We start from the raw sequence: 25,311 nt of genomic DNA, 5'->3' as shown, positions 1-25,311 counted from the left end.
GTGTTCCTCGACGCTGTCCTGCACCGCAACCCCGAACTGGTCGCATTCGCGGCCGAGTTGCACGCATCCGGGGCCATCCCGCCGGACACGTACGTCATGGATCTCGACTCCGTCGAGTCCAACGCCGCGCTGCTGGCACGGGAGGCGGACCGGCTCGGACTGTCACTGTGGTTCGTGGTCAAGCAGATCGGCCGCAACCCGGAGCTGATCGAGGCCATCGCCCGGCACATCCCCCGGTTCGCGGCCATCGATCCACCCGAGGCCCGCATCCTGCACGCGGCGGGAGCCGAGGCCGGCAACCTGGGCCATCTCGTGCAGATCCCGGCGCGCGCGCTGCCCGAGATGCTGGCCTGGCGCCCGGAGACCGTCACGGTCTACGACCTCGCGAACGCCCGCGCCGTCTCGGACGCGGCCACCCGGCTCGGGTTCGTCCAGGACGTACTGATCCGGCTGGAGGGCGCGCCCGGATCCGTATATCCGGGCCAGGAGGGCGGGGTACGCCTGGAGGGCGGCGTGCGGCTGGACAACGGCGTACGGACGGAAGGCGGCGTACGGACGGAAGACGGCGGGCCGCCCGGCGGTGACGGACCTCTGGCCGGCGGTACCGGGCCGGACGGCGGCGGGTCGCTTACCGACGGCGTGCGGCCGGGCGGTGGCGGAGGGGGCGGACCACGCGCCGACGGCATGCGGCCCGATGGGGGCCTCCGGTTCGGCGGTGGCACACAACTCGGCACGGACGTAGGGCTCGACGCGGACGCAGGACTCGGCACGGCCGTAGGGCTCGACTCGGGCGTAGGGGTCGGCGCGAGCGTTGGACCCGGTGGGGATGCAGGGCTCGGCGCGGGCGTGGGGCTGGATGCGTTTCTCGACGAGGCCGAGCGGTTGCCGGGGATCCGGGTGGCCGGTGTGACGGCGTTCCCGTGCGTGCTGTGCGATCCGGAGACCGGGGCGCCGCAGCCGACGCCCAACTTCGCGCTGGCCCGCAGGGCCGTCGAGCGGCTCGCCGCCCGCGGCCATACGGACCTCAAGCTCAGCGCGCCCAGCGCCACGTCGATGGCCACCCTGCCGCTGCTGGCCCGGCTGGGCGCGACGCACGGCGAGCCCGGTCACGCCCTGACCGGCACGACCCCGTTGCACGCGATGGACCACGAGCAGCCGGAGCGGCCCGCGTACGTGTACGTCAGCGAGGTGGCCCACACCCTCGCCGACGGCCGGCCCGCGCTGTACGGAGGCGGCTTCTACGCACGGGGCGGCGCGCGGGAGGCGCTGATCCCGCGTACCGGGGCGCGGTTGCGGGTCGAGGACGCACCCGCGGCGAACATCGACTACTACCGGCTGCTCGCCCCGGGGGACGCGCGGGTGGGCGACACCGCCGTGCTGGCGTTCCGTACGCAGATCTTCGTCACCCGCAGCACCGTCGCGGTCGTCTCCGGACTGTCCTCGGGCAGGCCGAAGCTCAGCGGCCTCTACGACCCCCTGGGGAGGCCCTACTGACCGATCACCGGCACCGGCACCGAGATCGGGATCGACACCGGCAACGCCATCGCCAACACGACCGACACGACAGACAGCGGCACCGTCGGCGCCGTGACCGGCCGTCGGGCAGTCCGCTCGCTGCGACCGATCGCCTCGACCGGTCCGCTCCCCTCCCCGCCTGCCCATACAAGGCCCGTACAAGGCCCGTACAAGACTCTTCCCTCTCGGACGCCAGGAACCGCCATGAGCAAGATCGTCATCCTCGTCGTCGACGGCTTCGGCATCGGCGCGATGCCGGATGCCGGAGCGCTGCGCCCCGGCGACGCCGAAGCAGACACCCTCGGCCACCTCCTCGACCACCACCGTGCGGCGACCGGCCGCCCCCTGGAGCTGCCCTCGTTCGGTGCCCTCGGGCTGGGCACCGTCCATCCGCATCCGGACCTCGCGCCGCGCCCCTCGCTGCCGGTCGCGGCCGGCCGGGCGGCGCTGGGTTACCCGGGCGCGGACACGTACGCCGGGCATCAGACGATGATGGGCGCCGACTTCAGCCGGGTGACGGTGGCGCGGCTCGCCGAGCATCTGCCGGAGGTCACCGCTGCCCTGCGGGCCGCCGGGCACCGTACGGAACTGCTCGACGGCAAGCCGTTGGTCGTGGTCGACGGGCGGGTGCTGGTGCACGACAACCTGGAGGCCGACCCGGGCATCAACTGGAACGCCTCGGCGCGGCTGACGGAGGCGCCGTTCGCGCAGGTACTGGACGTGGCGCGCGTGGTCAGGACGGTCGCGCCGGTGGCGCGGGTGATCGCGGTGGGCGGGCACGCCGACGGGCCGCTGGCCGGGTTCGTACGGCACGGGGAGGCCGGCACGGTCGGGCTGGACACCCCCGCCAGCGGCTTCTACCGCAACGGCGGGCTGGAGGTGCAGCACCTCGGCGCGCCGCTGGACCACACCCGCCAGCTGCCGGAGGCCGCGGCCCGTGCGGGCGTCCCCGTCACCCTCGTCGGCAAGGCGGCCGACCTCCTCTCCTGCGAGGCGGCGGTACGGCGGCCGGCTGTGGACACCGGGGAGGTGCTGCGGCACACGGTGGACGCGGTCCGGGCGGCGGCCGGGCGGGACGGCGGATCCGGGCAGGACGGCGGACCCGGACAGGAGGGGGCGGTGCTGGTGGTCAGCAACGTGCAGGAGACCGACCTGGCCGGCCATGAGCAGGATCCGGAGCGTTACGCGGCGGTGCTGCGGCAGGTGGACAAGGGGATCGCGGAGCTGCTGCCGCTGCTCACCGCGCCCGGGGACCGGCTGATCGTCACCGGCGACCACGGCAACGACCCCACGATCGGGCACGCCTTCCACACGCGGGAGTACGTACCGGTGCTGATCCACCGTCCCGGCGCCGAAGCCGCCGAGCGCCTCCCGGACGCCGCGTCGCTGGCGGACGTGGGCGCCACCGCGGCCGTCGCGCTGGGGCTGAGCCCGGCCGGGCTCGCCAGCGGCGCACCGCTCCACGCGGAGCGGCCTATACGTGGCGCTGCCGCCTTCCCCTCCCCGCACGCCGCGCACTGACCGGGGCGCCCGCGGCGCGAAGCGCCCGCCCCGGGTACGTACACCACCCCGAGTACGTACACCGCTCCGTGGACGCGCATCGCTCCGGGTACGTACACCGCTCCGGGTACGCCGACGGCCCCGGCCGGAGGGTTCCGGACGGGGCCGTGGGGGTGGGAAGCCACTGTCTGCGGGCGTGCACCAGCCGCCTCAGCTGCGACAGCCCGATCGGCTGCCTCGGCTGCCTCGGCTGCCTCAGCCCATGAACTTCTTGAACTCCTCCGGGAGTTCGAAGTTCTTCGGGTCGTCCTGGCCGCCCTGCGGGAGGCCGAGCGGGTTGCCGTTCTGGGCGGCCTCGCGGCGCGCCGCAGCGGCTTCCTCATCGGCCTTGCGCTTCATGGGGTTGCCGCTGCGCTGCTTGCCCTTGGCCTTCTTCTGCTGCTTCTTCTTCTTGGCGCCGCCGCCCATGCCAGGCATCCCGGGCATGCCCGGCATCCCCGGCATGCCGCCGCCCTGGGCCATCTTCGACATCATCTTGCGGGCGTCGAAGAAGCGCTCCACCAGGCTCTTCACGGCGCTGACGTCGACACCCGAACCGCGCGCGATACGGGCGCGGCGGGAGCCGTTGATGATCGTCGGGTCCTGGCGCTCGCCCGGGGTCATCGACTTGATGATCGCGGCGGTGCGGTCGACGTCCCGCTCGTCCAGGTTGTTGATCTGGTCCTTCATCTGCGCCATGCCGGGCAGCATGCCGAGCAGCTTGGAGATGGAGCCCATCTTGCGGACCTGCTCCATCTGGGCCAGGAAGTCGTCGAGCGTGAACTCCTTCGGGCCCTTCTGCAGCTTGGCCGCCATCTTCTCGGCCTCGGCCTGGCTGAAGGTCTGCTCGGCCTTCTCGATGAGCGACAGCATGTCACCCATGCCGAGGATGCGGGACGCCATGCGGTCCGGGTGGAACGCGTCAAAGTCGTCCAGCTTCTCGCCGTTGGAGGCGAACATGATCTGCTTGCCGGTGACGTGCGCGATGGAGAGCGCGGCACCACCGCGGGCGTCGCCGTCGAGCTTGGAGAGCACGACGCCGTCGAAGCCGACGCCGTCGCGGAACGCCTCGGCGGTGTTGACCGCGTCCTGGCCGATCATGGCGTCGACGACGAAGAGGACCTCGTCGGGCTTGACCGCGTCCCGGATGTCCGCGGCCTGCTGCATCAGCTCCTGGTCGATGCCCAGGCGGCCGGCGGTGTCGACGAGCACGACGTCGTGCTGCTTGGCACGGGCGAACTCGATCGAGTCCTGGGCGACCTTGACCGGGTCGCCGACGCCGTTGCCCGGCTCCGGGGCGAAGATCGCGACGCCGGCGCGCTCGGCGACGACGGTGAGCTGGTTCACGGCGTTCGGACGCTGGAGGTCACAGGCGACCAGCAGCGGGGCGTGGCCCTGTGCCTTGAGCCAGCGGCCGAGCTTGCCGGCCAGCGTGGTCTTACCGGCACCCTGCAGACCGGCGAGCATGATGACCGTCGGCGGCTGCTTGGCGAAGCGCAGGCGACGGGTCTCGCCGCCGAGGATGCCGATGAGCTCCTCGTTGACGATCTTGATGACCTGCTGGGCGGGGTTCAGCGCCTGGGAGACCTCGGCGCCCAGCGCACGCTCCTTCACCTGCTTGATGAAGGCGCGGACGACGGGGAGCGCGACATCCGCTTCGAGCAGGGCGATACGGATCTCACGCGCGGTGGCGTCGATGTCCGCCTCGGAGAGGCGCCCCTTGCCCCGGAGATTTTTGAAAGTACTCGCCAGGCGGTCGGAAAGCGTATCGAACACGGCGGTCGTCGATCCTCGGGGTCGGGGGTGGAGTCAATCGGCTTCTAGAGTATCCGCCCCACGGTACAGAACGTCCCGGCCTACCCGAAGAGGCGGACGGGGGCGGTATCCGCAGGTGCGCGGGGTGCACCACGGCAGGCTTGCGGCGCCCGACGCGTCCGTCGTGCCTGACGCGTCCGTCGCGCCCACCCCATCCGTCGGGCCCGACGCGTCCGTCGCGCCCACCGCGTCCGTGGGGTCCCCGTCATGCCCTTCCTGCCCGGCCTGTCCGGCCTGTCCGGCCGCTGGAGCGGGCAGGGCGATCCGGTCACTTCAAGGCGCGCTCCACGGCCTGGGCCACCTCCGTCGCGGTGGCCGGCGGAAGGGGGGAGCCGTCGGCGTCGGTGACGTAGAAGGCGTCCACGGCGTTGGCACCCAGGGTGCTGACGTGGGCACTGCGCACGGTGACGCCGGCGTCCTCCAGGGCGCGGCCGATCCGGTACAGCAGGCCCTGGGCGTCCTGGGCGCGTACCTCGATCACGGTGGCGGACCGCGAGCCGCCGGGGGCCACCGTCACCCTGGGCGGCGGCGCCTGGAGGCCCCGCGAGCGCCGCGCGTAGGCCCGTTCGCGCTCGGCCAGGCGGGCGGGGATGTCGAGCGTGCCGTCCAGGGCCCGTACGAGGTCGGCGCGGAGCCGGACCGCCTGCGGCAGCGAGCCGTACTCGGCCGCCACCCGCCAGCTGAGAAGCAGCATCGGACGGCGGGTGACGGCACGCGGGGCGCCGGCCGCCACGCTGCCCCCCGTGCGGTCCTCCGCGGTGTCCCCCGCGCTGCCCTTCGCGCTGTCCTCCGTGCCGTACAAGCTCTCCGGCAGTGGCATGACGCGCAGGTCGGCGGCGCGGACGGTGAGGCGGTGCACGGCGAGTACGCCTGCCGTGGCGGGGAGGATGCCGGGTCTGTCCGGTACGGCGAGCAGGAGCTCGACGCCGACCGGTTCCGGATCTCCGGCGGTCTCCCGGCCCTCCCCGAGGCCCGGGTCTTCCGGAGAGGCGGGAGAAGCCGGAGAGCCCGGAGAGTCCGGGAAGGCCGAGGAGCCCCGAGAGGCCGGAGAGTTCGGGGAACCCGGGGTGGTCGCGGGCTGTGGGGCGGGGTGGGGCGGTTCGGCCCGGGTGTGCAGGGCCAGTACGGGTTCGCCCGTGCGCCAGGCCTCGACGGCGAGGCGTTCCTGTTCCGCGGTGGGCTCCCACGGAGTGGTCGTGGTCGCGTCCGGCTCCCCCGCGAGCAGTCCGCCGACCCGTCGGACCAGGTCGGCGACCAGCCCCTCGCGCCAGCGGCTCCAGGCGGCGGGCCCGGTGGCCAGGGCGTCGGCCTCGGTGAGCGCGTGCAGCAATTCCAGCGTGCCGGCCGTACCGACCGCTCGGGCGACCGAGGCGATCGTGGCCGGATCGTCCAGGTCGCGGCGGGTGGCGGTCTCGATGAGGAGGAGGTGGTGGCGGACCAGGGTGGCGACGACGTCCGTGTCCTTGGCGTCGAAGCCGAGACGGGCGGTCACGTCGCGGGCGATGGTCTCGCCGGAGACCGAGTGGTCGCCGGGCCAGCCCTTGCCGATGTCGTGCAGCAACGCGGCCATCAGGAGCAGGTCGGGGCGGTGGACGCGCCGGGTCAGGGCGGAGGCGCGTACGGCCGTCTCGACGAGGTGCCGGTCGACCGTCCAGCGGTGCACGGCGTTGCGCTGCGGCCGGCAGCGCACCCGCTCCCAGTCCGGCAGCAGCCGGGTGATGATCCCCTCGGCCTCCAGCGCCTCCCAGACGGGCACCGTGCGCGCACCCGCGCCCAGCAGGGTCAGCAGCTCCTCACGGGCCTCGGCGGGCCACGGCACCGGCAGCGGCCGGGCCGCCGATGCCAGCCGGCGCACGGCGTGCGGGGAGAGCGGCAGGCCGGCCTGGGCGGCGGCCGCCGCGGCTCTCAGCGGCAGGACGGCGTCGCGCTCGGGGCGGGCGGTGCGGGCCAGCACGACCTCGCCCTCGTGCTCGACGACGCCCTCTGCCAGCGGCGAGCGCTCGCCCCGGCCCGCTGTCCGCCCGCTCCGTCCACTCCGTCCGCTGATCAGCCCGCGCAGTGACGGCCGTACGGAGCGGGAGCGGAGCACCCTGCCGACCTCGCGCCAGGTGACGTCGCCGGCGTACGAGATCGTGCGGGCCGACTCGTAGACCTGGCGCAGCAGGGCGTCGGCGTCCAGGAGGCCGAGGGCCGCCGCGACCTGGTCCTGCTCCTGGAGCGCGAGCCGGTCGGTGGCCCGTCCGGTCACCAGGTGCAGGGCGTCGCGTACGTCCAGCAGGCGGCCGCGGGCCTCTTCCAGGCCGGCCCGGGGCGCGTCGGCGAGCCAGGACGCGGCGACCGCGCGCAGGGCCGTGACGTCGCGGAGGCCGCCTCTGGCCTCCTTGAGGTCGGGTTCGAGGAGGTACTGCAGTTCGCCCTGGCGGTCGGCCCGGTCCAGGCAGAGCGCGTGGAGTTCGGGGAGGCGTTTGGGGGCCGACTCGCGCCAGTCGGCGAAACTCGCGGTGCGCAGGGCGGCGGTGAGATCGGCGCTGCCCGCGAGGTGGCGGGCGTCGAGCAGGCCGAGCTGTGCCTTGAGGTCGTCGCGGGCGGTGCGGCGGGCCTCGGCGAGGGTGCGGACGGAGTGGTCCAGGTCCAGACCGAGGTCCCAGAGCGGGTACCAGAGGCGGTCGGCGAGGGCCGCGACCTCCTGGGCCGAGGCCTTGCCGTCGTGGAGGAGGAGCAGGTCGAGGTCGCTGCGGGGGGAGAGTTCGCCGCGGCCGTAGCCGCCGACGGCGACGAGCGCGGCACCGCCGACGCCGCTTCGCGCGGCGGCGCTCTCGAAGAGGTCGGCCAGCCACCGGTCGGTCAGCCGGGCGAGGGCGGTACGGCGGTCCGCACCCGTCACCGCGGCGTCCTGGAGCAACCGCAGCCGTGCGGCGGCGTAGCCGCCCTCGTCGGCGACCTCGCGGGAATCGGCCATGGCGTCATCGGACGTGGCCCCGTCACCGTCCGGCTCGGCCCTGTCGCGGCGGGACTTGGTTCCGTCTTCGTGGGCCTCACCCCCGTCGTCGTGGGGCTCACCCCCGTTGTCACGGGGGTCGGCCGCGTCACCGTGGGGCGTCGGCCCGGCAGCCGTAGCCTGCGCGCCGGCTACGGCTGGTGCCCGGCCGGACGCCGGGCCCTGGATGATCGTCAGTGCCTCACCGGACACCGGATTCCCGGTCGCGATCGGCGCCTCGCCGGAGACCGGACCCTCGGCCGCCGCCGGCGCCTCCTCGGACGTCGGACCCCCGGCCACCGTCCGTGCTTCATCGGCGGCCGGGCGCCCGGCCGCCGTCCCCGATGCGCCCGGGGCCGTGCCCGGCCCGCCGGGCGTCGCCGCTTCCTCCACGCTGTCCGTCACCTCAGGCGCTCCTCGGTCGTCTCGGTACTGCCCCCGGTGGTCGTGTCCGCCCCTCGTCCGGACAAGCTGCCCGCTTCCCGCCGGGACGGCCACGCGCCGCCCGCCCCTCACCCGTACGGGCCGGACGCTGCCCGCCGGTCGCCCGTACGCCGGCTCCGCCGCCCGGATCGCCGACGGCCGCCCACCGCAGCCACCGGTCACCGGCCGACGGTCGACGACCCACCCGAGCCCGCCCGACCCCGCCCGGCCCCCGCCGAACCGACCACTGTCCGCCGGAGATCCGGAGAGCGCGAGATCCGGAGAGCCGAAGATCCGGAGCACCGGCCGGCAGCCGACGCCGGGGCAGCCGAGCCACCCCTCACCAGCCACCCACCGCCGCCAGTCCCCCGGCCGCCCCAGCCACCGGCCGACCAGGCCACCCGGCCACCCGGCCACCCGGCCACCCGGCCACCCGGCCACCCAAAGCCTCAGCCCGGGCCGACCTTTCCCGACCCGGCCCGCCCCGCCCCACGAGCCCGCGTCCGCTCGCCCTCGTCCCCCGGGGCCGCGTACCGAGTCGAGAGACGGAGACAGCTCCCCAAGCCCCTCTCCAAGCGCGCCCGGCCCCGCCTCTCTCGAAGCGCGTCCGGCCCCGCTCCCCCTCAAAGCGCGTCCGGGCCCCGCTCCCCCGTCCGTACGCGGACCGCTTCTTCCACCGGGACGCTCCAGACCTTGCCGTCGCCGATCTTGCCGGTGCGGGCGGCCTTGACGACGACCTCGACCAGTTGTTCGGCGTCGGCGTCCTCGACCAGGACCTCGATGCGGATCTTGGGGACGAGGTCCACGGTGTACTCCGCGCCGCGGTACACCTCCGTGTGGCCGCGCTGCCGGCCGTAGCCGCTGGCCTCGGTGACGGTCAGGCCGTGCACGCCGAACGACTGCAGGGCCTCCTTCACCTCGTCCAGCCGGTGCGGCTTGATTACTGCCGTGATGAGCTTCACGCTTCCACCTTCTTCGCCTTGCCCGGAGTCCCGCCCTGGGCCCGATCCGATGATCCTGTCTGCGAGGCCGAGGCCGTGCCACCGGCCGCGCCGGAGGCCGGGGCGTCACCGGAAGCAGGCGCCGGTGCCGTCGTACGGGCCAGAGCCGAGCCGCCGCCGGTGCCGCCGTAGTCGTACGCCGTCTCCGCGTGGGCGGCCTGGTCCACGCCCGCCAGCTCCTCGTCCTCGCTGACCCGGAAGCCCATCACCAGGTCGATGACCTTGGCAAGGACGAACGAGACGACGAGGGAGTAGAGCAGCACGCTCACCACACCGACGGACTGCTTGCCGAGCTGGGCCAGGCCACCGCCGTAGAACAGGCCCTTGGCGTCGCTCTGCACGCCGCCGGTGGCGAAGAAGCCGATGAGCAGCGAGCCGACGACACCGCCGACCAGGTGGACGCCGACGACGTCGAGGGAGTCGTCGTAGCCGAACTTGTACTTCAGGCCGACGGCCATGGCGCACAGGACACCGGCGATCACGCCGATCGCGATGGCGCCGAGGGGGCTGACCGAGCCGCAGGCCGGGGTGATCGCGACCAGTCCCGCGACCGCGCCGGACGCGGCGCCCAGGGTGGTGAACGAGCCGTGCCGCAGCTTCTCGTAGGCGAGCCAGCCGAGCATCGCCGCTCCGGTGGCGACCTGCGTGTTCAGGAAGGCCACCGCGCCCACGCCGTCACCGTTGCCCAGCCAGGAGCCGGCGTTGAAGCCGAACCAGCCGAACCACAGCAGGCCGGCGCCGAGCATGACGAGCGGCAGGCTGTGCGGCCGCATGGGGTCCTTCTTGAAGCCGATCCGCTTGCCCACGACGAAGATCACGCCCAGCGCCGCGGCACCGGCGTTGATGTGGACGGCCGTACCGCCCGCGAAGTCGATCACGCCGAGTTCGAAGAGCCAGCCGCCGGCGCCCCAGACCCAGTGGGCCACCGGGAAGTACACGATCGTCGCCCACAGGACGACGAACAGCGCCCAGGCGGTGAACTTCACCCGGTCCGCGAGCGCACCGCTGATCAGGGCGGGGGTGAGGATGGCGAACATCAGCTGGAAGGCCGCGAAGACGTAGACCGGGATGGTGTAGCCGTCCCACAGCTCGGTGAGCCCGATGCCGCTGAGTCCTACGTAGTCGCCGCTGAAGCCGATGACGGAGCCGTGGTCGGTGCCGAAGGCGAGGCTGAAGCCGTACAGCACCCACAGCACGGTCACCAGGCCGAGGCTGATGAAGCTCATCATCAGCATGTTCAGAACGCTCTTCACGCGGACCATGCCGCCGTAGAAGAACGCGAGCGCGGGGGTCATCACCATCACCAGGGCGGTGGCGATCAGCATGAATCCGGTGTCGGCCGGGCTCAGCTCGGCCTTGTCTGCTGCGAGCGTCAGGATGCCTGGGGGCATCGGCGTCTCCTCGTCGTCGATGCGGCCCGTGCGGGGGTGGTGCTGATGGGCCGACTTTCGCCACGAGATTGACGCAGCGCCGTTTCCGGTGGAGCGCCCCGGTGTTTCGCCGCCGTGACGAAGGCGACGGCGGTGTTACGCCCGGATGAACGCCTGCGGAGGCCACGGAAACCGCGGACCGGCCGCGACCACTGCCCTCAGACCTGGCGATGGGGGAGCCGAGTCGGACTGTACGGGGCGTGGTCGCGGCCGGGGTCTTCGGCGGTACCGGCCGTGCGCGGGAGATGCCGCGTGGGCCGGGCCGCTGGGCGGCCTCCGTGCGGGGCCGGGCCTCTCTAGACGGCCTCCGCGGCGGTCTCCGGCAGATGGTGCTGCAGTTCCTCGGTGAGCTGAATGACCTCGGCGACGTCGGAGAACTCCCGGGCCGCGGTGTCGACGGTCTTGCGCAGCCGGGTGTTGACCCGCTCCGAGCGCACCTGCTTCGCGAACGGTATGGCCTTCTGGGCCATGTCCGCGCACTGCTCGGGCTCGCGCTGCAGCAGGTGGACCGTGGCCATGCCGATGAGGTTGAGGGCGTACGAGCGCTGGTGCTCCTGGTCCTTGCCGAACAGCTCGACGGCGCGCTCCATCACCGGGTGCGCCAGCGAGGCGTACGTGGGACTGCGCCCGGCGACGTAGGCGAGGTCACGGTAGGAATGGGCGTTCTCGGCGTTCAGCTCGGCCTCGGAGAAGAAGCGGATCCAGTCCGGTTCGAGCTGCGCGCCGGGCTCGACGTCGGCGTAGGTGTCCTCGGCCATCCGCACGGCCCGCTTGACCTTGCTGGGGTGGCCGATGCCGGCGTACGCGCGGGCCTCCATCGCATACAGCATGGCCTGCGTGCGCGGGGTGGCCATTTCCCGGCTGCCGTACTGCGCGAGGTGGATCAGCTCCAGGGCGTCCTCGGGGCGCCCGAGGTGGATCATCTGGCGGCTCATGCTGGAGAGGATGTAGGAGCCCAGGGGCTTGTCGCCGGCCTCCTTGGACGCGTGCAGCGCGAGGACGAAGTACTTCTGCGCCGTGGGCTGCAGACCGATGTCGTAGCTCATCCAGCCCGCCAGCTCGGCCAGTTCGGCGGCGACCTTGAAGAGCCGCTTGGAGACCGCTTCGGGATGCGACTCCTGGAGCAGGTCGGTGACTTCGTGGAGCTGCCCGACGACGGCCTTGCGGCGGAGCCCGCCGCCGCACTGGGCGTCCCACTGCCGGAACATCATGGTGGTGGACTCCAGCAGCTCCAGCTCGGGCTGCGAGAGCCGGCGTCCGCGGCGGCGTCCGCCGCCGTCGGATCCGGCCTCGCCCGCACCGCCGGCGGGCGTGGGGACCAGCCAGCGCTGCATGGGCTCGATGAGGGCGGGCCCGGCGGCCAGCGCCAGCGAGGTCCCGAGGAAGCCGCGCCGCGCCAGCATGAGGTCGCTGCGCGAGAACTCGCTGATGAGCGAGACCGTCTGGGGTCCGGCCCAGGGAAGGTCGACGCCGGAGACGGACGGGGACTGGTGAGCGCTGCGCAGGCCCAGGTCCTCGATGCCCACGACGCACCCGAAGCGCTCGGAGAACAGCTCGGAGAGGATCCGGGGGATCGGCTCGCGCGGCTGCTCGCCGTCCAGCCAGCGGCGGACCCGCGAGGTGTCGGTACTGATGTGGTGCGCGCCCAGCTGCCGGGCGCGGCGGTTGACCTGGCGGGCGAGTTCGCCCTTGGACCAGCCGCTGCGCACGAACCACGAGCCCAGTTGCTCGTTCGGGCGCTTGTCAGCGCACGTGCCGCCGTTGCCGCCCAACTCGAACGCCCCCATCCGGATCTGCCGCTCTGTCACGAACCTCCGACAGGATGCCGCTCCTTCGCGACGCCTGTCCTGGAGTGACCCCAGCCGACCACGGATTCCGGCCGCCGGAAAGCCGCCGGACGGTCACTCTCTTGCCTTTGGCATACCCGCTTGGCGGATACCCCTCCCGGTTCGTGCACCGAAAGTAATCCTACGATCACGCCTCCCGCGAGGCCGAGCCGGGAAACGCCACCATTCGCCACCCCTTCGAATGAACTCCTCCGCGGCTCATCGCGATTGACTTGACACAGGTCGCAAAGGGTTGGGCGGAGAGAAGCACTCAAGGGCGCGCGTGCCGTGCCGCACAACCCGAAGCACTACGTCACACCATCGACGGTGACGACTGTCGACGGAGCGTTACGGCAAAACTCCGGCACGTAACCACTGGCATGCAGGACCCGTTGGAGGGGGCATGGGCTTCACGATCGGCGGCATCCGGGAGTTCCGCGACATCCGCCATGGCACCAAGAGGCGCGCCCGCTCGGCCGAGGGCACCGCGGTGGCGGAGTACACCGGGCTCTGGGGCTGGGACGTGGTCCCCGGCGCCCGCGCGGCGCGGGGCGGCGACGGCCGCACGGCCTGCTCGTGCGGGACGGCGGACTGCGCGGCGCCCGGTGCGCACCCCCTCGCCTTCGCGGACGCCCTGCCCGCCGGCACCACGCTGGAGAAGGCGGCGGAGGTCTGGGCGGAGACGCCGGGCGCCGCCGTGCTGCTGCCGGTCGGCCGCACCTTCGACGTCCTGGACGTACCGGTCGCGGCGGGCCGCACGGCCCTGGTCCGGCTCGAACGGATGGGCCTGCCCCTGGGCCCGGTGGCCGCCGCCCCGACCGGGCGGGCGCTGTTCTTCGTGGCGCCGGGCGCCGCCGCCGGGCTGCCGACCCTGCTGTACCGCATGGGCTGGGACGACGCCTCGCTCGACCTGCGCTGCCTGGGCCCCGGCGATCACGTCGTCGCGCCGCCGTGCGACCTCGCGGGCCTGGGGCCGATGCGCTGGCTGCGGCCGCCGACGCTGGACAGCGCGGGCCATCCCCCGGAGGCGAAGCTGCTGCTGGGCACCCTGGCGTACGTCTGTCACCGGCTTTGCGCCTAAGCCGGCGCCGCTCTCGCGGAGGTGGTGGGGCGCCGTGGGGGTTGCTCAATTGATGGGTGCGGTCCGGGTGGGAAAACGATGCGGCGGGCGCGCCGTACGCATCCGCCCCCGGCCCGGCCTCGATTCAGCCGCCCCGGTTCAGCCGCCCCGGCTTCCCGGCGCCGCGTTCCGGCCGTCCGAGCGTGCCGCTCCCTCGCGCACCCGCCCGAAAACCATCGCCCCGCGTCCGGTCGCCGGGCGCGTCATCCCCGCGCTGCGCCGCCGGGCGCACGCACCGAGCCCCGCCGCACTTCGTGTGCGGCGGGGCTCGGTGTATCCGTATCGGTGCGGGTGCCCGGGTTAACCCGTTCACGCTCCGGTCAGTCGCCGATCAGGGCGTCGACGAACGCCTCGGGCTCGAACGGCGCCAGGTCGTCGGCGCCCTCGCCCAGGCCCACCAGCTTGACCGGGACGCCCAGTTCGCGCTGGACGGCGACGATGATGCCGCCCTTGGCCGTGCCGTCCAGCTTGGTGAGCACCACGCCGGTGATGTCCACGACCTCGGCGAAGACCCGGGCCTGGACCAGGCCGTTCTGGCCGGTGGTGGCGTCCAGGACGAGCAGCACCTCGCCGACCGGGCCGTGCTTCTCCACGACCCGCTTGACCTTGCCCAGCTCGTCCATGAGGCCGGTCTTGGTGTGCAGCCGGCCCGCGGTGTCGATCAGAACGACGTCCGCGCCCTCGGAGATACCTTCCTTCACCGAGTCGAAGGCGACCGAGGCGGGGTCGCCGGCCTCGGGGCCGCGCACGGTGCGGGCGCCGACCCGCTCGCCCCAGGTCTGGAGCTGGTCGGCGGCGGCGGCACGGAAGGTGTCGGCCGCGCCCAGTACGACGGACTTGCCGTCGGCGACCAGCACGCGGGCGAGCTTGCCGGTGGTCGTGGTCTTGCCGGTGCCGTTGACGCCGACGACCATGACGACGCCGGGGATCTCCTGGCCGTTGGTGCCCAGGCCGTTCGCGGTGTTCACGGCGCGGTCGGCCTCGGTACCGATGAGGTGGAGCAGCTCCTCGCGGAGCAGGCCGCGCAGCTCGTCGGGGGTGCGGGTGCCGAGCACCTTCACGCGCTCGCGCAGCCGCTCGACCAGCTCCTGCGTGGGCTGCACACCGACGTCGGCGGTGAGCAGGGTGTCCTCGATCTCCTCCCAGGTGTCCTCGTCCAGGTGTTCCCGGGAGAGCAGCGTGAGCAGGCCCTGACCCAGGGAGTTCTGCGAGCGGGAGAGCCGGGCGCGCAGCCGGACGAGCCGGCCGGCGGTCGGCTCCGGCACCTCGACCGCGGGCGCCGCGGGCGCCTCGGGCTCGGCGACGGGCGGTTCCTCGACGAGGGTGGCGCCGGAGTCCGGCAGACCGACCTCTTCGATGGTGCGACGTTCCTCGTCGCGGGGGGTCTCGGCGTCCTCACCGACCTGCGGTTCCGCAGGGGGCGCGGTGACGGACGGGGTGGTCGGCGGGGGCGGCGGCAGCTTCTTCTTCTTGCGGCTGCTGACGACGAGCCCGCTGATCGCGCCGAGCGCGACCACAGCGATGACTACAGCAAGGATGACGATTTCCATAACTCCCTCAGTATCGGGCACGCGGCGCCCGCGGGGTCGCACGCCACAGATTGCGAAGGCGTACCGCCCCGCGCCTCTATCCGGATGCGGACTGTCCAGGTTCTAATCCGGATGTGTACTATCCGGATTCACCCCCGCGGAACGCGCCACGGGGGCACTCGGAAGGAGAACCTGGATGTCGGACATCCTGATTGTGGGCGGCGGTTTCGCCGGGACGTGGGCCGCCGCCGGCGCCGCCCGCCTGCTGCGCGCCCATGACGCCTCCGCCACGGTCACGCTGCTCGCCCCGGGGCCCGATCTGGTGATCCGCCCCCGGCTCTACGAGGCGGACCCGGCGGCGTACCGGGTCCCGCTGGACCGCGTCCTCGGCCCCGTCGGCGTACGCCGCGTCGCGGCGACGGCGACCGGCATCGACACCGGCCGCCGGACCGTCACCGCCGAGGGCGCCGACGGCCGCACCAAGCACCGGTACGAGCGGCTGGTACTGGCCACCGGCAGCGCGCTGGTCCGCCCGCGCCTCCCCGGCGCCGAGCTGCTGCACGACGTCGACACGATGGCCGCCGCCGTCGGCCTGGAGGAGCACCTGCGGCTGCTGCCCGAGGCGCCCGAGGGGCCCGGGCGGTTCACGGCGGTGGTGGTCGGCGCCGGGTTCACCGGGGTGGAGATCGCGGCCGAGCTGGTGGGCCGGCTGCGGGCGGTCGCCGCGCCGCACGGCCTGGCGGACGAGGTCGAGGTCGTGCTGGTGGAGCGGGACGAAGTGGTCGGGCGCGGGCTCGGCGAGCCCGCGCGGCCGGTGATCGAGCGGGCGCTGGACGAGCTGGGAGTGGTGCGGCGGCTCGGCGTCACGGTCGAGCGCGTCGACGAGCGGGCCGTCCACCTCTCCGACGGCAGCGCGGTCCCGGCCCGTACGGCCGTCTGGACGGCCGGGGTACGGGCCGACGGCCTCACCGCGCAGATTCCCGCCGCGCGCGACGAGCTGGGGCGGCTGGCGGTCGACGAGTGGCTGCGGGTGCGCGGGGTGCCGGAGGTGTACGCGGCGGGCGACACCGCGGCCGCGCCCGCCGAGGACGGCCACACCGTGACGCAGTCCTGCCAGCACGCGACGCCGCAGGGAAAGTTCGCCGGGCACAACGCGGCGGCCGACCTGCTGGGGCTGGCGCCGGAGCCGTTCACCACCGACCCGTACGTCACCTGCCTCGACCTCGGCGGGGCGGGCGCGGTGCTGACCAAGGGCTTCGACCGGGCGCTGAACGACATCCCGGTCACCGAGGCCAAGGCCCGGAAGCGCGCGATCAACGAGACCTGGATCTATCCGCCGGTGGATGACGCGGAGGAGATCCTGTGCGCCGCCGACCACCGGGTGAGCCAGCGCGGGCCGGTGTCGGCACCGACCGGCTGACCAGGGCACCCGCCCGCCGGTTGGCCCCTCCGACGAGAAGTGTGACGCGCCCGACTCGTCGGAGGGTCCAATGGGGCTTACGGCGGGAAGTTGGTGCAAAGTACGATGGTGGATGGCCGCGCAACGCGCGTAGAGTCCTCGTCGGCCACCGCGCCGCCCCGCAGCCAGGCACCACCGCCGCTGCCGACTGCCCCCTGTGGGGGTGCCCTTGCCCCAGCGCACGAGAGACACCTGCACCATGGACACCACGGCCTCCTCCCCCGAGACCGAAGGCACCGTCGAGACCCGAGGCATCGAGCCTGTCCCCGACGACGAACGCCACGGCCGGGTCCGCGAGCTCTTCCCCACCTGGGTCGCCGCCAACATCAGCGTGCTGCTCCTGACCATGGGCGCTGCCCTGGTCGTCTTCAACGGCCTGAACTTCTGGCAGGTCCTCGTCGTCGCGCTGATCGCCGCGGCGGTCTCCTTCGGCCTCACCGGCCTGCTGTCGGTCACCGGCAAGTGGGGCGGCGCGCCCGGCCTGATGCTCTCGCGCGCCACCTTCGGCGTACGGGGCAACTACTTCCCCGGCATGATCTTGTGGGTCGCCCGCTTCGGCTGGGAGACGATCAACGCGGTCACCGGCGCGTTCGCGCTGCTCACGGTGTTGAAGCTGCTCTTCGGCATCGAGAGCAACAACTTCCTGACCGTGCTCACCCTGTTCGCCTTCGTGGCGACCACGTTCCTGGTCTCCGGCCTCGGCCGGAAGGCGCTGAACGTCTGCAACAAGTGGTCGACGTACCTCTTCGGCATCTTCAGCGTGCTGGTGCTCGTCTACCTGATCGCCAAGATGGACTGGCAGCAGGTCTTCTCCCAGAAGGCCGGCGACACGGCGATGATGATCGCGGGCATCGGCACCATAGCCGCCGGCGGCATCAGCTGGATCCCCTCGGGCCCGGACTTCACCCGGTACCTCCCGCACGCCGCGTCCGGCAGGAAGATCGTCGCCACCACCGTCTCGGGCGCCGGCCTGGTCATGGTGCCGATGGTGCTCATGGGCGCCGTGATGTCCTCCCGCACGCCCGACCTGGCCAAGGCGAGCGACCCGGTCGCGTTCCTCGGCGACGTCCTGCCGACCTGGCTGGCCGTGCCGTACCTGATCACCGCGCTGGTCGGCATGCTGCTGATCAACAGCCTGTCGATGTACTCCGCCGGCTTCACCGCGCAGACCATGGGCGTGAAGCTGCCCCGCCCGCTGGCGGTCAGCATCAACGCCGCCATCAGCCTGGTCGGCGGCGCGTTCATGATGCTGGTGGCGACCAGCTTCATCAGCCAGTTCATCGCCTTCCTGACGCTGCTCGCGGTCTCCTTCTCGGCCTGGGTCGGGGTGTACGCGATCGACATGCTGCGGCGCTCCCGGCGCACCGTCCGGTACGACGCCGAGGGCCTGATGGACACCTCGCGCACCGGCCGCTACTGGTACGCGGGCGGCTTCTGCTGGCAGGCGCTGACCGCCTGGGGCGTGGCCCTGGCCATCGGCCTGTGCCTGACCAAGGTCGAGTGGTTCGCGGGCCCGCTGGCCGGCACCTGGCTCGGCACCCACGGCCTGGGCTGGGCCGTCACGATCGTGATCGCCGCCGTGGTCTTCGCGGTGCTGCCCACGCCGCGCGAGAACGTCCCCGCGGAGGGCGGCGCGGCGCCGGAGCCGATACCGGCCGGGCGGTAGCGGACCCGGGCGGCCGCCCCGTACGCCCCCTCCACAACTGACGCAGCATCAGATAACGTCCCCTTCGCCACCTCCCGGCGAAGGGGACGCTGTCATGCCCGTCACGGTCCTGCGGTTCAACCTGGTCGATCCCGAGCCCACTCCGGAGGGCCTGGCGGCGCGCTATCAGGCGGCCGTCGCGATGGCCCGGTACGCCGACGACATGGGCCTCACGACGGTGCAGACCGAGGAGCACCACGCCACCGACAACGGCTGGATGCCCTCGCCGCTCGCCTTCGCCGGTGCCGTGCTCGGCGCCACCCGGCGGATCACCGTCACCGTCTCCGCGCTGATCACCCCGCTGCACGACCCGCTGCGGCTGGCCGAGGACCTGGCGGTACTGGACCTGCTCGGCGGCGGCCGGCTGGTGACCGTCGCGGGCCTGGGCTACCGGCCCGAGGAGTACGCGGCCCACGGCAAGGACTGGGAAGGGCGCGGCGCGCTCCAGGACGAGGTGCTGGAAACGCTGCTGCGCGCCTGGACCGGCGAGCCCTTCGAGTACCGGGGGCGCACGGTCCGCGTCACGCCTCGCCCGGCGACCCGGCCGCATCCGCTCCTGCTCGTGGGCGGCGCCTCGCGGCCCGCCGCGCGCCGGGCGGCCCGGCTCGGCCTGCCGCTCTTCCCCAGCGCCCACCTGCCGGACCTCACCGCGTACTACCACCAGCAGTGCGCCGAGCGGGGCCACGAGGGCTGGGTGATGGAGCCGCCGGCAAGCACGGCGCTGCTGCACGTCGCGGAGGACCCGGACCTGGCCTGGGACCGGTACGGGAAGCACTTCCTCTACGAGGCGCGGACGTACGCGGGCTGGCAGGCGGGGGCCGGCACGCACTCGGCCGTCCGCTCGGCGGCCAGGGACGTGGCGGCGCTGCGCGAGGAAGGGGTGTACCGGGTGCTGACGCCGGAGGAGTGCGTGGCGTACGCGGGCAAGGCGGAGGCGTCGGACTCGCTGATCCTGCACCCGCTGTGCGGCGGGATGCCGGTGGACGAGGCGTGGCGGTCGCTGCACCTCTTCGCCGAGCGGGTGCTGCCGCAATTGGCGTCTTGAGGACGCAGGTCGGGCCGGGCCGGATTGTCAGTGGCCCCCGGTACTGTGCTGAGCAGGGGGCCTGCGTCCCCCCATGGGGGGAGGGGGGGCGAAACGGTACGCCGGCCATGGGGGAAGAGGGGGCGAACGGTACGCCGGGCCCGGACATGCGGCTGCCCCGGCTCCATCGGGGAGCCGGGGCAGTTCCGTGGTGAGGAGAGAGGCTGGCGGGGGGGTTAGCCCATCTCCTCCAACGCCTTGCCCTTCGTCTCCTTCACGTACTTGAGCACGAAGGGGATCGAGAGCAGGGCGAAGATCGTGTAGATCACGTACGTGCCGGAGAGGTTCCAGTCCGACAGGCTCGGGAAGCTGGCCGTGATCGCCCAGTTGGCGATCCACTGGGCCGAGGCGGCGACGCCCAGGGCCGCGGCACGGATCTTGTTCGGGAACATCTCGCCGAGGAAGACCCAGACCACCACGCCCCAGGAGAGGGCGAAGAAGAGCACGAAGCCGTGGGCCGCGATCAGGGCCACGGTGCCTTCGGTGCTCGGCAGCGCGCCGCTCGCGGTCTTCGCGGAAAAGGCCCAGGCCTCCAGCGCGAGGGCGACGGCCATACCGGCGGAGCCGATCAGGGCCAGCGGACGGCGGCCGATCTTGTCCACGAAGATCATCGCGATCACGGTGCCGATGATGTTGATGATCGAGGTGGTGAAGCTGTAGAAGAACGAGCTGCTCGGGTCGATGCCGACGGACTGCCACAGCGTCGACGAGTAGTAGAACGCGACGTTGATGCCGACCAGCTGCTGGAAGACCGAGAGGCCGATGCCGACCCAGACGATCGGCAGGAAGCCCATCTTGCCGCCGAGCAGGTCCTTGAAGCTGGACTTGTGCTCGCGGTGCATCGCCTGCTCGATCTCGTCGACCCGCACATCCAGGTCCACGTTCTGGCCCTCGACCTCGGCGAGCACCTCCCTGGCCTTGTCGTGGCGGCCGACGCTGATCAGGAAGCGGGGCGACTCGGGGATGGCGAAGGAGAGCAGGCCGTAGAGGACGGCCGGGACGACCATGACGCCGAGCATCCACTGCCAGGCCTCCAGGCCGGCGAGCTCGCCGCGCTGGTCGCCGTCGGCGAGGTTCAGGATGCCCCAGTTGACCAGCTGGGAGACGGCGATGCCGATGACGATCGCGCCCTGCTGGAAGGAGCCGAGCCGGCCCCGGTACGCGGGCGGCGCGACCTCGGCGATGTAGGCGGGGCCGATGACCGAGGCCATGCCGATGCCGAAGCCGCCGACGATGCGCCAGATGGCCAGGTCCCAGATCGCGAACGGCAGCGCGGAGCCGATGGCGCTGACCGTGAACAGCACGGCCGCGATCTGCATGACGCGGATACGGCCGATGCGGTCGGCGATCCGGCCCGCGGTGGCGGCACCGATGGCGCAGCCGATCAGGGCGATCGCGATCACCTGGGCGAGGCCGGCGGAGCCGACGTCGTAGCGGTGCCGGATGGCCTCGACAGCACCGTTGATCACAGAGCTGTCGTAACCGAACAGGAAGCCGCCCATCGCGGCAGCCGCGGTGATGAAGATGACATGGCCGAGGTGGTCCGGATGGGCCTTGCGGCCTTCCGTCCCCGCCGGCTGCGCGGTGCTGGTCAACGTGTACTCCAGTGGCCCGGCTGCGCTGCCGGGCGTAGGGGGCTGGCTCTTCCAGTGGCGCATACGAACACGGCACCCACCACTTGAAGGTAAAAGCAACGTTGCAGAGACTATGCCTTCAAGTTTCTAAGTCAATAGGGGGTACTGAATTGATTCGAGCCGTCACTTACCGCAGCTGCGTTCAGGTTATGAACAATGCAGGTCGCTGCCTTGATCGCCTACGCGGTCGTCGCCTCAGTGCAGACGCTGGCTGATGACCTTGGATACCCCGTCGCCCTGCATCGACACGCCGTACAGCGCGTCGGCGACCTCCATCGTGCGCTTCTGGTGCGTGATCACGATGAGCTGCGAGCTCTCCTGCAGCTCCTCCATGATCCGGATCAGCCGCTGCAGGTTGGTGTCGTCCAGCGCCGCCTCGACCTCGTCCATCACGTAGAACGGGCTCGGCCGCGCCTTGAAGATCGAGACCAGCAGGGCCACCGCGGTCAGCGACCGCTCGCCGCCCGAGAGCAGCGAGAGCCGCTTGACCTTCTTGCCCGGCGGCCGCGCCTCCACGTCCACGCCGGTCGTCAGCATGTTGTCCGGGTCGGTGAGCACGAGACGGCCCTCGCCGCCCGGGAAGAGCCGCGAGAACACCCCCTCGAACTCCCGCGCCGTGTCCCAGTACGCCTCGGTGAAGACCTGCTCGACCCGCTCGTCGACCTCCTTGACGACCTGGAGGAGGTCCGCACGGGTCTTCTTCAAGTCTTCAAGCTGCTCGCTGAGGAACTTGTGCCGCTCCTCCAGCGCCGCGAACTCCTCCAGCGCCAGCGGGTTCACCTTCCCGAGCTGCTGATACGCCCGCTCGGCCGCCTTGAGCCGCTTCTCCTGCTCGGCCCGTACGAACGGCACCGGCTGGTTGCGCGGATGCTCCGGGTCGGCCGGCAACTCCTCGCCCTCGGCGGGCGGCGACGGAGGCACGAGCTGGTCCGGGCCGTACTCGGCGGCCAGCCCGGCCGGCTCCACGCCCAGCTCCTCCAGCGCCTTGGTCTCCAGCTGCTCGATCTTCATGCGCTTCTCGGCGCCCAGCACCTCGCCCCGGTGCACCGAGTCGGTCAGCTTGTCCAGCGCGTCCTTCAGCTCGCGGTCCCGCTCCCGCTCGGCGGCCAGCGCCTGTTCCCGCTCGGCCTTCGCCTGCTCGGCGGCGGCCCGTTCCTCCTCGGCGCGCACGAGCGAGACCTCGATGTGCGCGAGCAGCTGCCGCGCGCCCTCCGAGACCGCCGAAGCGACCCGCGCCTCGTGGCGCAGCCGGGCACGCCGCTGCTCGGCCCGCGCCCGCGCCTCACGCTCGGCTCGCGCCGCCCGGTCCAGCCCGTCCGCCCGCCCCGCGAGCCCCTTGACGCGCTCCTCGTGCGTACGGACCTGGAGGCGCGCCTCCATCTCGGTCTGCCGCGCGTTGGCCCCGTCGGCGGCGAGCCGGTCCCGTACGGAGGTGTCCGGCTCCTCCGAGCCCCCCTCACCCGACGTGGCTTCCTCCTCCGCCACCGCGAGACGTTCCGCCAGCTCCTCGGCCTCCTCGGTCGCGCGGGCCAGCGCCGCCTCGGCCTTGGCGACCGCGGCCGCCGACCGCTCCGCCTCGCCGACGGCGCCTCGCGCCTGTCCGCCGAGCCGCCCCAGCGCCTGCGCGACCTGCGACTTCTCGCGATCGGCCGCCCGCCGGCGCTCGCCCAGCTCCTCGACCGCCGCGGCCCGTTCGGCCCGCCGCTCGGTGGCCAGCCGCTGTTCCTCGGTCAGCTCCTCGCACCGTGCGGCCAGTTCCTCCAGCTCCGCCGCCGCCTCGTCGACGGAGGCCTGCACCTCCAGCAGGCTCGGCGCTCCGGCCGAGCCGCCCTGCGCGAAGTGCGCCCCCAGCAGGTCGCCCTCGGCGGTCACGGCGGTCACCCCGGGCCATGTGGCCACCAGGTCCTCGGCGTCCTCCAACGTGCTCACCACGACCACGTCCCGCAGCAGCCGCCGCACGGCCGGCAGCAACTCGGCGGGCCCGTCGACCAGTTCCGCGGCGGCGGGCGGGCCACCGGGCGTACGGGCAGCGGGCACCGACCCGAACGGCGCGCCACCGGCGTCCCCTTCCGCCCCGTCCGCCGCCCCGGGCCCACTGCGTGCACCGGGGATCGCGGGACCGTCGGCGGAGGAGCGGCCGCCCTCGGGGGTGGCGTCGCGGGCGGCGCCGCCCGGTACGCCGACGTCTTGGCCGGTACGGCCGGTACCCGGGGTCCCGTCCGCGCCGGGGGATCCGGCCGCTCCGCCGGCGTACGACACTTCGTCAGAACGCGCGGCCGCACCGGGACCCGACGCTCCGTCAGCACGCACGGTCCCACCGGTTCCCGACGCTCCGTCAGCACCTGCCCCGCCGCCGGCGCCCTCGGCGCCCGCCGTCGCCGTCCCGTCGTGCGGCACCGTCCCGGCGAGGGAACGTTCCCCCGCGGCGCCCGTCAGGGGATGTTCCGCCGGGGTCGCCGGGAGCATGACCGCGCGGCCCGCGTCCTGCTTGCGCAGCAGGCGGATGGCCTCCGCCGCCGTCGCGGGGTCCGCGACCGCGATCGCGTCGGCCGCCGCGCCCAGCGCCGCCGCGACCGGCACCTCGTACCCCGGCTGCACGGTCAGCAGCTCGGCGGCCGGGCCGAGCAGTCCGCCCAGCCGGTCGGCGGCGGCCAGCAGCGCACCCGTACCGTCCTTGCGGCGCAGCCCCAGCGCCAGCGCGTCGTGGCGCGCCGCGGTCGCCGCGCGCTTGCGTTCCGCCGCCGTCAGCGCCTCGCGGGCCGCGGTCAGCGCGCGCTCCGCGCCGGCCAGCTCCTCCTTGGCCCGCTCGTGCTGCTCCGCCAGCTCCTCGTCGCCCGCGTCCAGCCCGTCGACCTCGGCCTTGAGCTGCTCGTACTCCCGCTGAGCCGCCTCGGCGCGCTGCTGCGCCCCGTCCCGTGACTCGGTCAGCCGGTCGATCTCGGCCTGGGCGGAGGCGGCCCTGCCGTGCGCGGCGGTGACCTGCCCGTGCAGTCGGGCCAGGCCCTCGCGGCGGTCCGCGATGGCCCGTGCGGCGTCCCTTATGCGCCGCTCCTCGTCCTGCAGCTGCCGCTCCAGCCCCGAGCGGTGCTCGACCATGTCGTCCAGCGCCCGGGTCGCCGCCTCCAGCGCGGCCTCCAGCTCCGCCTCCTGCTCGCGGATCCGGGCCGCCTCGCGCTCCATCTCCTCGGGGTCGCGCCCGCGCCGCTCCTCGGGGGGCGCGGCCTGCGCGCTCTTCACCCGGGCGTCGGCCAGCGAGATCGTGCCGCGTACCCGCTCCGCCAGCTGCGACAGCTCGTACCAGGTCTGCTGGGCGCGCTGGAGCCGCGGCGCGAGCGTCCGCACCTCTTCCTCCAGCGCCGCCTCGCGCCGCAGCGCCTCCTTCAGCTGGGCCTCGGTGGCCTCCCTGCGCTGCTTGAGCGCGGCCTCGTCGGCGATCTCCGTACGGAGCGCCTCGCGCAGCGTCACGAGGTCGTCGGCGAGCAGCCGGAGCCGGGCGTCCCGCAGGTCGGCCTGGATGACGGCGGCCCGGCGGGCGACGGCGGCCTGCCGTCCGAGCGGCTTGAGCTGGCGGCGCAGCTCGTCGGTGAGGTCCTGGACTCGGGCGAGGTTGGCCTGCATCGCGTCCAGCTTCCGCAGCGCCTTCTCCTTGCGCTTGCGGTGCTTCAGGACGCCGGCCGCCTCCTCGATGAAGGCCCGGCGGCCCATCGGGTCGGCGTGCAGTACGCCGTCGAGCTGCCCCTGACCGACGATGACGTGCATCTCGCGGCCGATGCCGGAGTCCGACAGCAGCTCCTGGATGTCCAGCAGCCGGCAGGTGTCACCGTTGAGCTGGTACTCGCTGCCGCCGTTGCGGAACATGATCCGCGTGATGGTGACCTCGGCGTAGTCGATGGGCAGCGCGCCGTCGGAGTTGTCGATGGTGAGCGAGACCTCGGCGCGGCCCAGGGGCGGGCGGCCCGTGGTGCCGGCGAAGATGACGTCCTCCATCTTGCCGCCGCGCAGCGACTTCGCGCCCTGCTCGCCCATGACCCACGAGAGGGCGTCCACCACATTGGACTTGCCCGAGCCGTTGGGGCCCACGACGCAGGTGATGCCGGGCTCGAAGCGCAGCGTGGTGGCGGACGCGAAGGACTTGAATCCTCGCAGGGTCAGGCTCTTGAGGTGCACGCCGTTGGACTCTACCTTTCGAGTGCCTATGACCGTGCTCGTCCCGACCGGTCCTGGCGCGCCGCGGCGCCGCGCTCCGGCGGCGCC

The 25,311-nt window shown here is 73.1% G+C and carries 14 protein-coding genes; 6 read left to right on the top strand and 8 right to left on the bottom strand.

All coding sequences use genetic code 11. The annotated features are described in order from the left end of the window. Positions 1-1,494, top strand: a complete 1,494-nt coding sequence (locus ACZ6WH_RS33200) for an alanine racemase (RefSeq protein WP_469733118.1) — start codon at positions 1-3, stop codon at positions 1,492-1,494. Positions 1,495-1,719: 225 nt separating this feature from the next. Further along, a complete protein-coding gene (locus ACZ6WH_RS33195) occupies positions 1,720-3,036 on the top strand; it encodes a phosphopentomutase (protein WP_469733116.1) in 1,317 nt (438 codons plus the stop codon). Positions 3,037-3,270: 234 nt separating this feature from the next. On the opposite strand, the gene ffh is transcribed toward ACZ6WH_RS33195, so the two are convergent. From ffh to nsdA, 5 genes are all read right to left on the bottom strand, one after another. Then, positions 3,271-4,830 carry a signal recognition particle protein gene (gene ffh / locus ACZ6WH_RS33190; RefSeq protein WP_432859161.1) on the bottom strand — a complete coding sequence of 520 codons (1,560 nt, stop codon included), beginning with the start codon at positions 4,828-4,830 and terminating at the stop codon, positions 3,271-3,273. A 307-nt stretch (positions 4,831-5,137) separates the two neighbouring features. Next, a complete protein-coding gene (locus tag ACZ6WH_RS33185; protein ID WP_469733231.1) occupies positions 5,138-7,828 on the bottom strand; it encodes a [protein-PII] uridylyltransferase in 2,691 nt (896 codons plus the stop codon). Between the two features lie 1,064 nt (positions 7,829-8,892). Further along, positions 8,893-9,231 carry a P-II family nitrogen regulator gene (locus tag ACZ6WH_RS33180; RefSeq protein WP_361556198.1) on the bottom strand — a complete coding sequence of 113 codons (339 nt, stop codon included), beginning with the start codon at positions 9,229-9,231 and terminating at the stop codon, positions 8,893-8,895. Next, positions 9,228-10,661 carry an ammonium transporter gene (locus tag ACZ6WH_RS33175; RefSeq protein ID WP_469733114.1) on the bottom strand — a complete coding sequence of 478 codons (1,434 nt, stop codon included), beginning with the start codon at positions 10,659-10,661 and terminating at the stop codon, positions 9,228-9,230. The genes ACZ6WH_RS33180 and ACZ6WH_RS33175 overlap by 4 nt, the downstream gene beginning before the upstream one ends. A gap of 335 nt (positions 10,662-10,996) precedes the next feature. After that, positions 10,997-12,487 (bottom strand): transcriptional repressor NsdA, encoded by a 1,491-nt coding sequence (gene nsdA, locus ACZ6WH_RS33170; RefSeq protein ID WP_469733229.1) that lies wholly within the window; start codon positions 12,485-12,487, stop codon positions 10,997-10,999. A gap of 442 nt (positions 12,488-12,929) precedes the next feature. On the opposite strand from nsdA, the gene ACZ6WH_RS33165 reads away from it, so the two are divergent. After that, positions 12,930-13,607 carry a bifunctional DNA primase/polymerase gene (locus ACZ6WH_RS33165; RefSeq protein ID WP_469733112.1) on the top strand — a complete coding sequence of 226 codons (678 nt, stop codon included), beginning with the start codon at positions 12,930-12,932 and terminating at the stop codon, positions 13,605-13,607. A gap of 359 nt (positions 13,608-13,966) precedes the next feature. On the opposite strand, the gene ftsY is transcribed toward ACZ6WH_RS33165, so the two are convergent. Next, positions 13,967-15,196 carry a signal recognition particle-docking protein FtsY gene (ftsY, locus tag ACZ6WH_RS33160; RefSeq protein ID WP_469733110.1) on the bottom strand — a complete coding sequence of 410 codons (1,230 nt, stop codon included), beginning with the start codon at positions 15,194-15,196 and terminating at the stop codon, positions 13,967-13,969. 175 nt (positions 15,197-15,371) lie between these two features. On the opposite strand from ftsY, the gene ACZ6WH_RS33155 reads away from it, so the two are divergent. From ACZ6WH_RS33155 to ACZ6WH_RS33145, 3 genes are all read left to right on the top strand, one after another. Continuing rightward, positions 15,372-16,595, top strand: a complete 1,224-nt coding sequence (locus ACZ6WH_RS33155) for an NAD(P)/FAD-dependent oxidoreductase (RefSeq protein WP_469733108.1) — start codon at positions 15,372-15,374, stop codon at positions 16,593-16,595. A 238-nt stretch (positions 16,596-16,833) separates the two neighbouring features. Beyond that, positions 16,834-18,300, top strand: a complete 1,467-nt coding sequence (locus tag ACZ6WH_RS33150) for a purine-cytosine permease family protein (protein WP_432859151.1) — start codon at positions 16,834-16,836, stop codon at positions 18,298-18,300. Between the two features lie 94 nt (positions 18,301-18,394). Next, positions 18,395-19,384: an LLM class flavin-dependent oxidoreductase gene (locus tag ACZ6WH_RS33145; protein WP_469733105.1), complete on the top strand. Its 990-nt coding sequence runs from the start codon at positions 18,395-18,397 to the stop codon at positions 19,382-19,384. A 215-nt stretch (positions 19,385-19,599) separates the two neighbouring features. Here the strand turns inward: ACZ6WH_RS33145 and ACZ6WH_RS33140 are convergent, their stop codons facing one another. Beyond that, complete coding sequence (locus ACZ6WH_RS33140) at positions 19,600-21,018, bottom strand: sugar porter family MFS transporter (protein ID WP_469733103.1); 1,419 nt, start codon at positions 21,016-21,018, stop codon at positions 19,600-19,602. Between the two features lie 234 nt (positions 21,019-21,252). Further along, positions 21,253-25,224: an AAA family ATPase gene (locus ACZ6WH_RS33135; protein ID WP_469733101.1), complete on the bottom strand. Its 3,972-nt coding sequence runs from the start codon at positions 25,222-25,224 to the stop codon at positions 21,253-21,255. Positions 25,225-25,311: the final 87 nt, after the last annotated feature.

It is taken from the genome of Streptomyces sp. NPDC050806 (genome assembly GCF_055586425.1).
The sequence above is the reverse complement of the archived record's forward strand: the minus strand, read 5'-3'. Positions and strand labels throughout refer to the sequence as shown.